The organism is Mycobacterium gordonae, from assembly GCF_002101675.1.
Classification (GTDB): Bacteria; Actinomycetota; Actinomycetes; order Mycobacteriales; family Mycobacteriaceae; genus Mycobacterium; species Mycobacterium gordonae.
In genome coordinates this window covers 18,299-31,368 of record NZ_LQOY01000133.1, presented here as the reverse complement: position 1 = coordinate 31,368, position 13,070 = coordinate 18,299, and the positions used below count along the sequence as shown (strand labels likewise).

General features: G+C 67.4%; 10 protein-coding genes and 1 pseudogene. 10 read left to right on the top strand and 1 reads right to left on the bottom strand.

Annotated features, from left to right (window positions below; genetic code table 11):
- Positions 1-40: 40 nt before the first annotated feature.
- The 9 genes and pseudogenes from AWC08_RS19630 (at position 41) to AWC08_RS19590 (ending at position 11,386) form a co-directional block, all read left to right on the top strand.
- Positions 41-1,465, top strand: coding sequence for a WS/DGAT/MGAT family O-acyltransferase (locus AWC08_RS19630; protein WP_065135274.1), 1,425 nt, complete (start codon positions 41-43; stop codon positions 1,463-1,465).
- 5 nt (positions 1,466-1,470) lie between these two features.
- Positions 1,471-2,118, top strand: a complete 648-nt coding sequence (locus AWC08_RS19625; protein WP_065135273.1) for a DUF1345 domain-containing protein — start codon at positions 1,471-1,473, stop codon at positions 2,116-2,118.
- Between the two features lie 11 nt (positions 2,119-2,129).
- Positions 2,130-2,546 (top strand): nuclear transport factor 2 family protein, encoded by a 417-nt coding sequence (locus AWC08_RS19620; protein WP_065135272.1) that lies wholly within the window; start codon positions 2,130-2,132, stop codon positions 2,544-2,546.
- A gap of 35 nt (positions 2,547-2,581) precedes the next feature.
- A complete protein-coding gene (locus tag AWC08_RS19615) occupies positions 2,582-4,036 on the top strand; it encodes an MFS transporter (RefSeq protein ID WP_065135271.1) in 1,455 nt (484 codons plus the stop codon).
- Positions 4,037-4,082: 46 nt separating this feature from the next.
- Positions 4,083-8,198 (top strand): SpoIIE family protein phosphatase, encoded by a 4,116-nt coding sequence (locus tag AWC08_RS19610; protein ID WP_085088118.1) that lies wholly within the window; start codon positions 4,083-4,085, stop codon positions 8,196-8,198.
- Positions 8,198-8,530, top strand: a complete 333-nt coding sequence (locus tag AWC08_RS19605) for an STAS domain-containing protein (RefSeq protein WP_065135269.1) — start codon at positions 8,198-8,200, stop codon at positions 8,528-8,530. Before AWC08_RS19610 ends, AWC08_RS19605 begins: the two co-directional genes overlap by 1 nt.
- Positions 8,531-8,689: 159 nt before the next feature.
- A complete protein-coding gene (locus tag AWC08_RS19600; RefSeq protein WP_069434385.1) occupies positions 8,690-9,715 on the top strand; it encodes an extracellular solute-binding protein in 1,026 nt (341 codons plus the stop codon).
- On the top strand, positions 9,712-10,572 hold the full coding sequence (gene cysT / locus AWC08_RS19595; protein WP_069434386.1) for a sulfate ABC transporter permease subunit CysT: 861 nt from the start codon (positions 9,712-9,714) through the stop codon (positions 10,570-10,572). The genes AWC08_RS19600 and cysT overlap by 4 nt, the downstream gene beginning before the upstream one ends.
- A pseudogene (locus AWC08_RS19590) lies at positions 10,569-11,386 on the top strand (sulfate ABC transporter permease). Before cysT ends, AWC08_RS19590 begins: the two are co-directional and overlap by 4 nt.
- On the opposite strand, the gene AWC08_RS19585 reads toward AWC08_RS19590, so the two are convergent.
- Positions 11,343-12,305, bottom strand: coding sequence for a cupin domain-containing protein (locus AWC08_RS19585; RefSeq protein ID WP_142283679.1), 963 nt, complete (start codon positions 12,303-12,305; stop codon positions 11,343-11,345). The pseudogene AWC08_RS19590 and the gene AWC08_RS19585 sit on opposite strands and share 44 nt — an antisense overlap.
- Positions 12,306-12,381: 76 nt before the next feature.
- Here AWC08_RS19585 and AWC08_RS19580 point away from each other — a divergent pair, with 76 nt between their 5' ends.
- A complete protein-coding gene (locus AWC08_RS19580; protein ID WP_069434388.1) occupies positions 12,382-13,062 on the top strand; it encodes a GntR family transcriptional regulator in 681 nt (226 codons plus the stop codon).
- Positions 13,063-13,070 lie beyond the last annotated feature (8 nt).

The window sequence follows — 13,070 nt, the reverse complement described above, 5'->3', positions numbered from 1 at the left end:
GGGTCTGGCGCCCGGCCTCGGCAAGGGGTGGAATAGGCGTGTGATGCGACTCAACGGTGTGGACGCCCTGATGCTGTACACCGAGACGCCCGAAATTCACATGCACACGCTGAAGATCGGCATCCTCGACGTGTCGAACATGGGGCAGGAGTTCAACTTTGAGCTGTTCCGCGCGGTCGGCTATCAGCGCCTGATGGCGCTGGAGCCGCTGCGCTACCAGCTGCTGGACATTCCACTGAAATTGCACCACCCCATGTGGGTGGTCAACGACGACATCGACCTCGACTATCACGTTCGCCGTGCCCGGGTGCCGGCGCCGGGCGGGCGCCGCGAGCTCGACGAGCTGATCGGCCAGATCGCGAGCACCCCGCTGCGCCGCGACCACCCGTTGTGGGAGATGTACGTCGCCGAGGGGCTGGCCGACAATCGGATCGCCATCATCCACAAGGTCCACCACGTGCTGGCCGACGGGATGGCTTCGGCGAACCAGATGGCGCAGGCGCTGTCGCCGCACCAGCCCGAACCGCGGCGGCTGCCGCATGAGGAACCCACCCGCTCCCACCTGATCAAGGCCGCCGCCCGGGACCATGTCGGGCTCCTCCGTAAACTGCCACGTCTGGTCAACGAGACGGCCTCCGGAGTGTCCCGGGTGCGGCGCAGATCCAAGGAGCGCGGCACACACCCCGACCTCGCCCGCAATTTCGCCCCGCCGCCGTGCTTCATCAACCATCGGGTCACTTCCGCGCGCCGGTTCGCCACGGCGCCGCTCGCCTTGGCCGACGTCAAGGAGACCAGCAAGCATCTCGGCGTCACGCTCAACGACGTCGTGCTGGCCACGGTGGCCGGGGCGCTGCGCCGACTGCTGCTGCGCTACGACGGGCACGCCGATGTTCCGCTGATCGCCGGGGTTCCGGTGAGTTACAACCCGTCACCAGAGCGCTTGGCGGGCAACGAGTTCACCTACATGACGCCGTCCTTGCCGGTGCACGTCGAGGACCCGATGCAGCGAGTACGGCTGACGGCGATGGCCACCCGCATCGCGAAGGAGAACCACCAGTTGCTCGGCCCGACTGTGCTGCCCGCCTGGATGTCCTATCTGCCGACGGCATTGGCGCCGCCGATCTTTCGGACGACGGCCCGCCGGATGGAGTCGGCAAACGTCATGAACCTGGTCGTCTCGAACGTGCCGGGGCCGCGTGAACGCGGCTGCATCGAAGGGGCGACACTCACCGAGATCTATTCCGTCGGGCCGGTCGTCGCCGGCAGTGGCATGAACATCACCGTGTGGAGTTACGTTGACCAATTGGCCCTCTCCGTGCTGACCGATGACCTCACCCTCAAAGATCCACACGAGGCCACCGATGCGCTGATCGACTCCTTCCGTGAACTGCGCAGCGCCGCCGGGCTTTCCGGCGGTCTCACTCCTGTCGCTGCGGCCCTGCCCCTGGCCGCGGCACTGAGTTGACGCCAATGCGACGACAGGGCTGGCGCAGGCACATCGCCATTCGGCTGATCGTGGCAGGAGCCGTCGGCGCCGCGGCAGTGGTGCTGTTCGTGGCCACCGCGGGATGGGCCTACGCACCAAGCGTGGGCTGGATGGCCGCGGCGCTGGTGTATCTGGTGTGGACGTGGATCGTCGTGTTGCCGATGGACGCCGAGCGCACCCGCGAACACGTGGTGCCCGAGGATCCGCCGACCGGCTGGGTGATTGACGTGGCGATCCTGTCGGCGAGTGTGGCGAGTCTGGCCGGGGTGGCGCATCTGCTCACCGCCAGCTCCAGGGCGGGGGTGGAGAAGAATATCGCCGCGGGAACCGGGGTGGTCTGTATCGCCGTCGCGTGGTGCGTCGTCCATACCGTGTTCAGCATCCGCTACGCCGACGTCTATTACTCGAACTCCGCCGGCGGCATCGACTTCGGCGGTACGGAGAACCCCCGGTTCCTGGATTTCTTCTACCTCGGATTCACCATCGGAATGACCTACCAGGTTTCCGACACCACGCTGCAGACCGGCCGAATGCGCCGCATCGCGCTGTGCCAGGCGCTGCTGTCCTACATCTTTGGGGCGGTTATTCTGGCCGTCACAATCAATCTGGTTGTTGGACTAAGTAATTCATGAAAGGAACGCTTATGGCCCGGCACTCGGGCAATGCCGACCAGCGCGCGCATCAACAGGCTCGCAAGGCCCGGGTCATCGAGCACATGCAGAGTGAGAACGTGCAGGACTGGGATCGCACGATGGCGACCTTCAGCCACCCCCGCTACGAACTTCCGGACGGCACGGTATTCGACGGCACCGACGAGGTGATGCGGTACTGGGTCGACGGCCGCGCGGTGGTGCCCGACCAGACCAACGAGCTGATCGAACTCACCCACCTCGACGACGGGCAGGTTCAGATCGAGTTCTGGCTGCGTGGCACCCCGACCACGGCGACAGAGCCGTTCGAGGTCCGGCTGTGGGCCGTCTTCGGCTTCGACGACTCCGATCTGATCACCGGTGAACGCGTTTTCGTCCAGCCGCCGACGGCTGAGCAGCTCGCGCGATGATGTTTCTGAAATCCATCTGACGGGAACGAGGACGTGTGCCGAATAGTGAGGAGTCAAGGGGTCCGATCCGCAGCCTGATCCCGGCCCGCATCGACCGCCTGCCCTGGTCCCCGTTCCACACCCGCATGGTGGTGGCGCTCGGCGTGGCCTGGATCCTCGACGGCCTGGAGATCACCGTGGCGAGCGCGGTGGCCGAGACGCTGACCGAACCGCAGACCCTTCATCTGTCGTCGGCCGCCGTCGGGTTCGTCGCCACCGTCTATCTGGCCGGGGAGGTGGCGGGGGCGCTGTTCTTCGGGCGCCTGTCGGACAAGCTGGGCCGCCGCAACCTGTTCATGATCACGCTGGGGGTGTACCTGCTGGGCAGCGCACTCACCGCCGCCACGCTCGGCAACAACCCGGCCTGGATCGCCTTTCTCTACCTCACCCGCTTCATCGCGGGGATGGGCATCGGCGGGGAGTACGCCGCCATCAACTCCGCGATCGACGAACTGATTCCGGCGCGCTTCCGCGGCCGCGTGGACATCGCGGTCAACGGCACTTACTGGGCCGGTGCGGTCCTGGGCACGTTGGGCACCTTCGTCTTCCTGCGGGCGATCGACCTGAGCCTGGGCTGGCGCCTGGCCTTCCTGCTCGGCCCGGTGCTGGCACTGGTGATTTTGCTGGTGCGGCGCAATCTGCCGGAAAGCCCGCGCTGGCAGGTCATGAACGGCCGCACCGACGACGCCGAGCGCACCATCAGCCACATCGAGGACGAGGTGCGGGCCACCGGAGCCACCCTGCCGCCGGTCGACGAATCCACCGCCATCGAGCTGCGGCCCGCCCAGGAGATCGGCTACGTCGCGTTGACTCGCGTGCTGTTCCGCGACTACCCGAGCCGTGCCGTGCTGGGCGCCGCGCTGATGATCAGCCAGTCGTTCCTGTACAACGCGATCTTCTTCACATACACCCTGGTGCTGGGCAAGTTCTACGGTGTTCCGTCCGCCTCGACGCCGCTGTATCTCATCGCGTTCGCCGTGGGCAACCTGCTGGGACCGCTGACCATCGGACATTTCTTCGACACCATCGGCCGGCGCAAGATGATCGCCGGAACCTACCTGCTGTCGGGGCTGCTGCTGGCGCTGAGCGCGGCCCTGTTCCAGGCGGGCGTACTCAACGCGATCACTCAAACCATCGCCTGGTGCGTCATCTTCTACATCGCTTCGGCCGGGGCCAGCGCGGCCTACCTCACCGTCAGCGAGATCTTTCCGCTCGAGGTTCGTGCCAAGGCGATCGCGGTGTTCTTTGCCATCGCCCAATGTTTCGGTGCGCTGGGGCCGGTCATCTACGGCGCGCTGATCGGTGACGGCTCCCGGCCGCTGCTGCTTTTTCTGGGATATCTGCTGGGCGCGGCGGTGATGATCGCCGGTGGCCTGGTCGCCTGGTTCCTCGCCGTCGACGCCGAAGGAAAGTCCCTTGAAGATATCGCCACACCGCTGGCGGCCAGGTGACGTCATACTGTGTGTCCACGGTCGAGACGACTGAAGAGGGACGCCGGTGGTCTTCCGCGCAGACCAGGAGATAGGCCGCGATCTCGCCGCTGTCGACTGGGCAGCTACTCCGCTTGGGCCAGTTGAAGATTGGCCGCAGAGCCTGCGCACCGCCGTCGACATCCTGCTGTCCTCCCAGTTCTCCATGTGGATGGGGTGGGGGCCGGAGCTAACCTTCTTCTGCAATGCGGCCTACCGCCGGGACACCCTCGGCCGCAAGTATCCGTGGGCACTGGGCCGGCCGGCCAGCGAAGTGTGGGCCGAGATCTGGGCGGATATCGCCCCGCGGGCCGAACGCGTCCTGACCGAGGGTGAAGCGACCTGGGACGAGGCACTGCGGCTGATACTGGGCCGGTCCGGCTATCCGGAGGAGACCTACCACACCTTCTCCTACAGCCCGCTGCGCGATGACGACGCCCGGGTCGTCGGTCTGCTCTGCGTGGTCAGCGAGGACACCGAACGGGTGATCGCCCAACGGCGCATGGCGACCCTGCGCGATCTGGGGTCGGACCCCAGTGTCATTCGCACGGAACGCCAGATGCTGGACTTCGCCGCGGACCAGCTCGACAAGAATCCCTACGATCTCCCTTTCACTCTGACCTACCTGTTCGGCGAGCAGGGCAGCGCACAGCTCGCCGGGGTGAGCGGCATCGCGCTCGGCCACCCGGCGGCCCCGCAAACCCTGCCGGTCGGTGTCGACTCGCTGTGGCCGGTGGACAAAGCGGCGGACGGCGAATGCGAGCTGATCGAACTCGACGGCGCCGCAATGGAACTGCCCACCGGCGCGTGGCCCGACCCGCCCAAGCAGGCGCTGGCGGTGCCGTTGCGGCAGCAGGGTGGCCCGCCGGTCGGATTCCTGGTCGCGGGGCTCAACCGGTATCGCGAACTCGACGACGGCTACCGCGGCTTCGTCGAACTGGTGGCGGGGTATCTGGCGACCGGGGTGAGCAGCGCGCGCAGCTATCAGGCCCAGCAGCAGCGCGCCGAGGAGCTCGCCGAACTGGACCGCGCGAAAACCACCTTCTTCTCCAACATCAGCCACGAGTTCCGTACCCCGCTCACCTTGATCCTAGGGCCGATCGACGAATTACGCAGCCGCACAGACGGATTCGGCGCGCGCGCTCGTCAGGAGCTGGAGTTGGTGCACCGCAACGCGTTACGGCTGGCCAAGTTGGTCAACACACTGCTGGACTTTTCGCGCATCGAGGCGGGCCGGATGCGGGCCCGGTTCGAGCCGGTCGATTTGGCCTCCGTCACCGCCGAACTGGCCAGCGTGTTCCGCTCCGCGATCAACCAGGCCGGACTGACGTTCACGGTGGACTGTCCACCGCTTGACGAACCGGTGTACGTCGACCGCGAAATGTGGGAAAAGGTGATGTTGAACCTGCTCTCGAATGCGTTGAAGTTCACCTTCGACGGCGCGATCACCGTGCGGGTGGCTCGCGACGACGGACAGGCGGTGGTCACGGTCTCCGACACCGGGGTCGGGATCTCCGCGGCCGAAATGCCGCGGCTGTTCGAACGTTTCCATCGCATCGAGACCATGCGGGCGCGGTCCACCGAGGGCAGCGGTATCGGTCTGGCCCTGGTGCTGGAACTGGTCGGCTTGCACGGCGGCAGCATCGCGGCCGACAGCACCGAGGGTGCGGGCACCACCTTCACCATCCGGTTGCCCTTCGGCGCCGGCCACCTGCCGGCCGACGAACTGGCCGAGCCGCAGGACACCAGCCGGGCCGCCGGACCGGCATCCGAGCCGTACGTGCAGGAGGCCCTGCGGTGGCTGCCGGGGGAGTCCGGGATGACGGCGCCCGTGCTGGCGCCATTACCCGCCCAAGGCGGCGGCACGGGCTTGCGGGCGCGGGTGCTGGTCGCCGACGACAACGTCGACATGCGCGACTATCTGACGAACCTGCTGGGAGCCGCCGGTTACGCGGTCACCGGCGTGGGGGACGGGCGGCAGGCGCTGGAGGCCATCCGTGCCCAGGTCCCCGATCTGGTGATCAGCGATGTGATGATGCCCGGGCTGCATGGGCTGCAGCTGCTGTCCGCACTGCGCGCCGACCCGCGCACCGCGGCGTTGCCGGTGCTGCTGCTCTCGGCCCGGGCCGGACAGGAGGCGTCCATCGAGGGTCTGTTGGCCGGGGCGGACGACTACCTGGTCAAGCCCTTCGTCGCCGCAGAACTACTGGCCCGGGTGCGCGCCAACGTCGAGTTGGCGCGGATGCGCAATTATCACGCCCGGTGGCGCACCGCACTGGTGGACTCCCTGCAGGAAGCCTTCTTCGTCATCGACGAGGACGGCTCCGTCATCGAGATGAACGCCGCTTTCGCCGACATCCTCGGCTACGGTGCCGAGGGGCTCCCGTATCGGACACCCCACTCCTGGTGGCCGGACCCCGACGTCGATCTCGCGGCGCGCCGGCTGGTCGAGGACGAATTCGCCAAGGCGCTCAACCAATCTCAGGGTGGCCTGGTCATCCCGGTCACCCACCGCGACGGGCACCGGCTGTGGATCGCGGTCACCTTCAACCACGCGCACGATCCCGACTCCGGGCGCCGGGTCATGGTCGGCGCGTTCCGCGACGTCACGGCTGAGCACTATGCCGTGCAGAGCCAGAGCGCCCTGGCTGAGCTCAACGCGCAACTGGTACAAGCCGATACGCTCACCGACGCGCTGCAAGGGGCCGCCGAAGTGCTGCGCGGAGTGTGGCAGGCCCGGCGGGTGCTGGCCGTGACCTTCGCCAATGGCCCGGCCACCGAACTACCACCGCACGTGGTCTGCGCCGGGGAGCCGGCCGAGTGGGCCGACCTGTCCCGGCAACAACGGGAGCAGATCGAGTCGCTTCGGGAAACGGACCTGCTCAGCACCGTGACCGTCGATGCGGGTGCGGCCGGTATCGCCTCGCAGCATCCCCGGGGGCTCCTGGTCATCTGGGTTGAACTGTCCGAACACCGGCGGTTCACCCGGGAGGATCAGACGTTGCTCGCGGTGCTGGCCGGCCGGCTGGGTCAGGGGCTCCAACGGGTCTTCCAGCTGGACGAGCAACGGGAAACCGCTGTGGCGCTTCAGCATGCGATGCTGGGCCCGGCGAGGCTGCCCGACGGTTTCGCGGTGCGCTATCTGCCCGCCAGCCACCCGTTGCAGGTGGGCGGCGACTGGTACGACGTCGTCGACCTCGGCCAGGACCGCGTCGCGTTGATCGTCGGCGACTGCGTCGGTCACGGTCTGGCGGCGGCTACCGTGATGGGCCAGCTGCGCAGCGCCTGCCGCGCGCTGCTGCTCGAGCGACCCAACCCCGGCGCCGTACTCACCGCCCTGGACCGCTTCGCCGCGCGCCTGCCCGGCGCCCGTTGTACGACGGCGTTCTGCGCGGTGCTCACTATGGAGACCGGTGAACTGGTCTATTCCAGCGCGGGCCATCCGCCACCGATCATGGTGTATGCGGACGGCACGACGGAGCTGCTGGGCGGTGAACACGGGCTTCCGCTGGCGCTGCGCCCCAATTGGCAGCGGCCGGAGGGCCGGGTCACCATGCCCCCACGCGCGACGCTGTTGCTCTACACCGACGGTCTGGTGGAACGACGCGGGCATTCGCTGGACGACGGCATGACGCGGGCGGCCGGCCTGGTGCAAAGTGGGCGGTCGCAGGCTTTGGAAGACGTGGCCGACCGGCTGATGTCCCAGCTGGAGCCCGGCGGGGGGTATCCCGACGACGTGGCCATGTTGCTCTACCGGCAGCCGGCGCCGTTCTCCCTGGAGTTCCCCGCCGACGTCAGCAACCTCGCCGGCAGCCGAAATGCTTTGCGCGGCTGGCTCAACCGGGCCGGTATCGAGCCCGACCAGGTCCAGGACGTGCTCATCGCGACGGGTGAAGCCGTGGCCAACGCGATCGAGCACGGACACCGCGATCAGCGGGTGGGCACCGTGTCGCTGCGCGCGACCGCGATCGTCGACCGGCTGCAGGTGACCGTCACCGACACCGGTGCCTGGAAGACGCCGAACCAGGTCGCCGAATTCAGCCGCGGGCGCGGCATTTCTCTGATGCGAGTCCTGATGGAAGACTGCAGCATTCAGTCCAGCGAAGCCGGCACGACAGTTTCCATGCAGGCAAGGATCACGTAATGGCCACACCGCTCACCTTGAACACTGACCGCGACGCCGACGGGAGCAACCGCGTGACGGCGGTGGGCGAGATCGACCTGAGCAACATCGAGGTGTTCAAGCGGGCGCTTTCCGACGCGAACGCGGGTACCCGCGATCCGATCACCATCGATCTCAGTGCGGTCAGATATGTCGACAGCGCCGGCATCAACGCGTTGTTCGATCAGGCCGACGCGGTGGACACGCTGCACGTGATCGTGCACCCGTTGCTCATTCGCGTGCTCGCGGTCAGCGGGTTCAGCAAAATCGCAAACGTCGAGGCGGCGACCGAGCCGCCGGGCGTGGGCGGCTGAGTCTTGCGATCACAGTGACTTTTTGGGCGGTGCGGGCGCGCGCACTCTGCTAACTTCTCGCGCATGTACTCGACGGTCGGTGCGGTCGGACTCCGCGTCGTCGCGTGCTGTTGTCGCTGACTCGTCATCCCAGTTGTCAGCGCCCGGAAGGTCTTTCGCATGTTCATCGCCAGTCGCTGGCGTCAGGTCGTCGGCCTGACGCTGACAGTCGGTGTCATCGCGGCGTGCCACGGCGGCGCCAGCGACGCCGTGGACGGCGGCGGCTTGCGGGACGTCGACACCAACATCACGCTGGTCGCCTACTCGGTACCGGAGCCTGGGTGGACCAAGGTGATTGCCGCGTTCAACGCCTCCGAGGAAGGCCGCAGCGTCCAGGTGATCACCTCCTACGGAGCCTCCGGTGACCAGTCCCGCGGGGTGGTGGCGGGCAAACCCGCCGACATCGTCAACTTCTCGGTGCAACCCGACATCACCCGACTGGTCAAGGCCGGCAAGGTCGCGCCGGATTGGGATACCGAAGCGTCCAAAGGCATCCCGTTCGGGTCGGTGGTGACGCTGGTGGTGCGCAAGGGCAACCCAAAACACATCCGGGATTGGGATGACCTGCTGCAGCCCGGCGTGGAGATCATCACGCCCAGCCCGCTGAGCTCGGGCGGGGCGAAGTGGAATCTGTTGGCCCCGTACGCGGTCAAGAGCGGCGGTGGCCGCAACCGGCAGGCCGGTGTGGACTTCATCACGAATCTGGTCCGTGATCACGTCAAGCTGCGCCCGGGATCGGGCCGGATCGCCACCGACGTGTTCATCGAAGGCAGCGGCGACGTCTTGATCAGCTATGAGAACGAGGCCATTGCCTTCGAACGCCAGGGCCATCCGGTGGAGCACATCAACCCGCCGCAGACCTTCAAGATCGAGAACCCGGTCGCGGTGGTGGCGACCAGCCCGAACCTGGAAGCCGCCGTCATGTTCAAGAATTTCCAGTACACCGCTGTGGCGCAGCGGCTTTGGGCCGAGGCGGGATTCCGTCCCATCGATCCGGCCGTCGCCGCGGAATTCCGCAACCAGTTTCCGACGCCGGTGAAACTCTGGACCGTCACCGATCTCGGTGGGTGGGGCAGTGTCGATCCCCAGTTGTTCGACCGCAGGACCGGCGCCATCACCAAGGTCTACCTGGAGGCGACGGGATGACGGCCGCGGTGGCGACCACCCCGGGCCAGGCGGCGCCCGCGGCGCCCAAGGTCGTCGTCCCGGAGGCCCCGGGCAGCACCGCACTGCGGGTCGGCGTGGTGACGCTGTGGCTGTCGGTGATCGTGCTGCTGCCGCTGGCCGCGATCGCCTGGCAGGCCGTCGGCAGTGGCTGGCAGCACTTCTGGCTGGCGGTGACCTCGCATGCCGCGCTGGAGTCGTTCAAGGTGACGCTGATCATCTCGGTGGTGGTCACCGTCTTGGACGTGGTGTTCGGGGTGCTGGTGGCCTGGATGCTGGTCCGCGACGAATTCGCCTGGAAGGGCCTCCTGGACGCCGTCATCGACCTGCCGTTCGCCCTGCCGACCATCGTCACCAGCCTGGTCATGCTGGCGCTCTACGGTCCGAGCAGCCCGATCGGTTTGCACCTGCAGCACACTCCGCCGGGCGTGGCGATGGCACTGGGGTTCGTCACCTTGCCGTTCGTGGTGCGTGCCGTCCAGCCGGTGCTGCGGGAGATCGACCGCGAGGTCGAAGAGGCCGCCGCATCGCTGGGCGCCGGCGGACGGAAGGTCTTCACCTCCATTGTGCTGCCGTCCCTGCTGCCGGCGGTGCTTTCCGGCGCGGGACTTGCGTTTTCCCGCTGCATCGGTGAGTTCGGTTCCGTGGTGACGATCGGTGGTGCCGTGCCCGGCAGCACCGAAGTCTCGTCGCAGTGGATCCGGTCGTTGATCGAGAACGACGACCGGCCAGCGGCGGCCGCGATATCGATTGTGCTGCTGTCGGTTTCGTTCAGCGTGTTGTTCGTGCTGCGGATCATCGGCGGGCGCACGGCCAGACGCGAGGAGCGCGCCAAGTGAGCGCGGTCGCCCCGGCTGCCTGGACGCGGTACCTGATCCGCTATCTGGCCTCGGGCTACATCATCGTGATGCTGATCGTGCCGGTGTCGCTGATCTTGTGGCGGACCTTCCGCCCAGGCTTCCACCAGTTCTACATCTGGATCACCACGCCCGCCGCGATCTCGGCTCTGCAGCTGTCGCTGCTGGTCTTGGCCATCGTGGTGCCGCTGAACGTGCTGTTCGGTGTCCCGGCGGCACTATTGTTGGCCCGCAACCATTTTCGCGGCAAAGGAGTGCTGCAGTCCATCATCGACCTGCCGTTCGCGGTGTCACCGATCATCGTCGGCGTGGCGCTGATCTCGGCGTGGGGATCGGCCGGTGCGCTGGGGTTCATCGAACGGGACACCGGCGTGCGGATCATCTTCGGCGTTCCGCGCATCGTGCTGGCCAGCATCTTCGTCACCCTGCCGTTCGTGGTGCGCGAGGTGAAACTGGTGCTCACCCGAGGACCGAGCAGGAGCAAGCGGCGGCGACGCTGGGTTCGAGTTGGTGGCAGACGTTCTTGCGCATCACCCTGCCGTCGATCCGGTGGGGCCTGGCCTACGGCGTGGTGCTGACCGTGGCGCGCACGCTCGGCGAGTTCGGCGGCGTCATCAAGGTGTCGTCCAATCTGCCGGGCCGCACGCAGACCCTCACGCTGCTGGTCAACGACCGGTACAACCGCGGGCACGTCTATGGCGCCTACGCACTGCCGTCGCTGATGATGGCCGCGGCCATCGCCTATTTGATCGTCAAGGTGATCCTGCACCTGCGCCGGGCCCGGAAGGCCGGCTGAACTGCATGTCCAGACTGCGCAGGTAGGTCTGCAACCCGGCGTCTTGCACGGGGATCAGATGCGCCGGTGCGCCGGATTCGTTGTAGTGCGCGTGCCACATGCCCGGCGGCGTCGTGAAGGCTCCGCCGGCTTGCCAGTCCACCCGAATCGGGTCGGCGATCCGGCCGCCGGCATCCAGCCGGGTGCCCAGGAGTGTGTAGCACCCCGGCTGAGCGTCCAGGATCAGGTCGAGCGCGACCGACTGGTGCCGGTGCGGGCGCTGCTCCTGGCCGGGCGGCAGCACGCCGAACATCGCCCACAACACATGCGTCAGCGTCAGGGTCTGCTCCTGCTCGGCGTTGGCCAGCAGCACGCTGACCCGGTTCTTGTCGTTGGCGTCCGGTCGGGAAGCGATGTGCTCGAGCTCGGCGACCACGTCCGCGCCGCGATATTTGGTCGGGCGGAACCGGGGTTCGGACGCCCGGACGCCGAGCTGGCGAAGCAGTGGCTCGTCATGCACCCAGTACATGGCCGCGTCGTCGTCGGCGTGGAACTCCGCCCTGGTGGCTGCGGGCAAGGTCAGGAAATCACCCTTTTCCCAGCGCATCGGCCGGCCGTCGACCACCACCGTGCCGCGCCCGCAGAGCACGAAGTACAGCTGCGACGTGGCGTTCGGGCAGGTGTCGATGTGCTCGCCCGCGCGAATCCGCAGGAAGTTCGCCAGCAGCGCCGGACTGGTGGCAGCGCCGTTGCCGATGCCGAGATCGGCGGACAGGTCCAGCGGAACCACGCCGGTGGGCTTGTCGAGGTAGATGTCGGGGCTGAACTGGGCGATCGGCACCCGGGGCGTGTGGCCGGATCCGATGGGATCGGCGGCCTGGGTGTACTCGAAATATCGGGCGTCGCGAGTCCATGTCGACATGTCCAGGGTGGCGGCCATGTCTATATCGTATCTATCTTGTATCTAAGCTGCAAGCCGTTAGAGTTTGCGATACCACTCGGCAGCAGGGAGGGCCATGACGTCGGAGGCCGCCAACGGTCGCGCCGCGGCCAAGGACCGCGCGCTCGACTACGTCAAGGCCAAGGTGCTGACCGGGGAATTCCCGGGTGGGGAACTGATCAGCGAGGGCGAGGTCGCCACCGCACTGGGCATGTCGCGCACCCCGGTCCGGGAGGCTTTCCTGCAATTGGAGGCCGCGGGGCTGTTGCGGCTGTACCCCAAGCGCGGAGCCCTCGTGGTTCCGGTCTCACCGGATGAGGTGCGGGCCGTGCTGGAGGCCAGGATGGTGCTGGAAGAGTTCGCCGTGCGAGCGGTCATCCAGCGCGGTCCCGACGCGTGCGCGGCTGTCTACGAACGGCTCTCGGCCCAGGTGCAGCGTCAGCGCGAGGCCGCGGCGGCCTCCCGGCTGCACGAATTCCTGGACTCCGACCGTGCCTTTCACAACGTCACGCTGGAAGCGGCGGGCAATGCCATTCTGGCCGGCTTCTACTCGAGCCTGCGCGACCGGCAGATGCGGATGATCGGCGAATCGGCACGCAACCCGCAGCGTCTGGCCACCATCATCGAGGAGCACGAACGCATCGCCCGGGCGCTGCGCGACACCGACGCCGACGCGGCGCGAGCGGCGGTGCGGGCACACCTGGCGGGCACCATGCGGGCGCTGGGCTTGGCCGTTGCGGGGGAGCTGGGACTCTAGCCGAAGCC

Bases quoted from the DNA above. Each gene is read 5' to 3' on its own strand.
- AWC08_RS19625 (WP_065135273.1), top strand. From the start codon at position 1,471: ATGCGACGACAGGGCTGGCGCAGGCACATCGCCATTCGGCTGATCGTG.
- AWC08_RS19620 (WP_065135272.1), top strand. From the start codon at position 2,130: ATGGCCCGGCACTCGGGCAATGCCGACCAGCGCGCGCATCAACAGGCT.
- AWC08_RS19605 (WP_065135269.1), top strand. From the start codon at position 8,198: ATGGCCACACCGCTCACCTTGAACACTGACCGCGACGCCGACGGGAGC.
- AWC08_RS19600 (WP_069434385.1), top strand. From the start codon at position 8,690: ATGTTCATCGCCAGTCGCTGGCGTCAGGTCGTCGGCCTGACGCTGACA.
- cysT (WP_069434386.1), top strand. From the start codon at position 9,712: ATGACGGCCGCGGTGGCGACCACCCCGGGCCAGGCGGCGCCCGCGGCG.
- AWC08_RS19585 (WP_142283679.1), bottom strand. From the start codon at position 12,305: ATGGCCGCCACCCTGGACATGTCGACATGGACTCGCGACGCCCGATAT.
- AWC08_RS19580 (WP_069434388.1), top strand. From the start codon at position 12,382: ATGACGTCGGAGGCCGCCAACGGTCGCGCCGCGGCCAAGGACCGCGCG.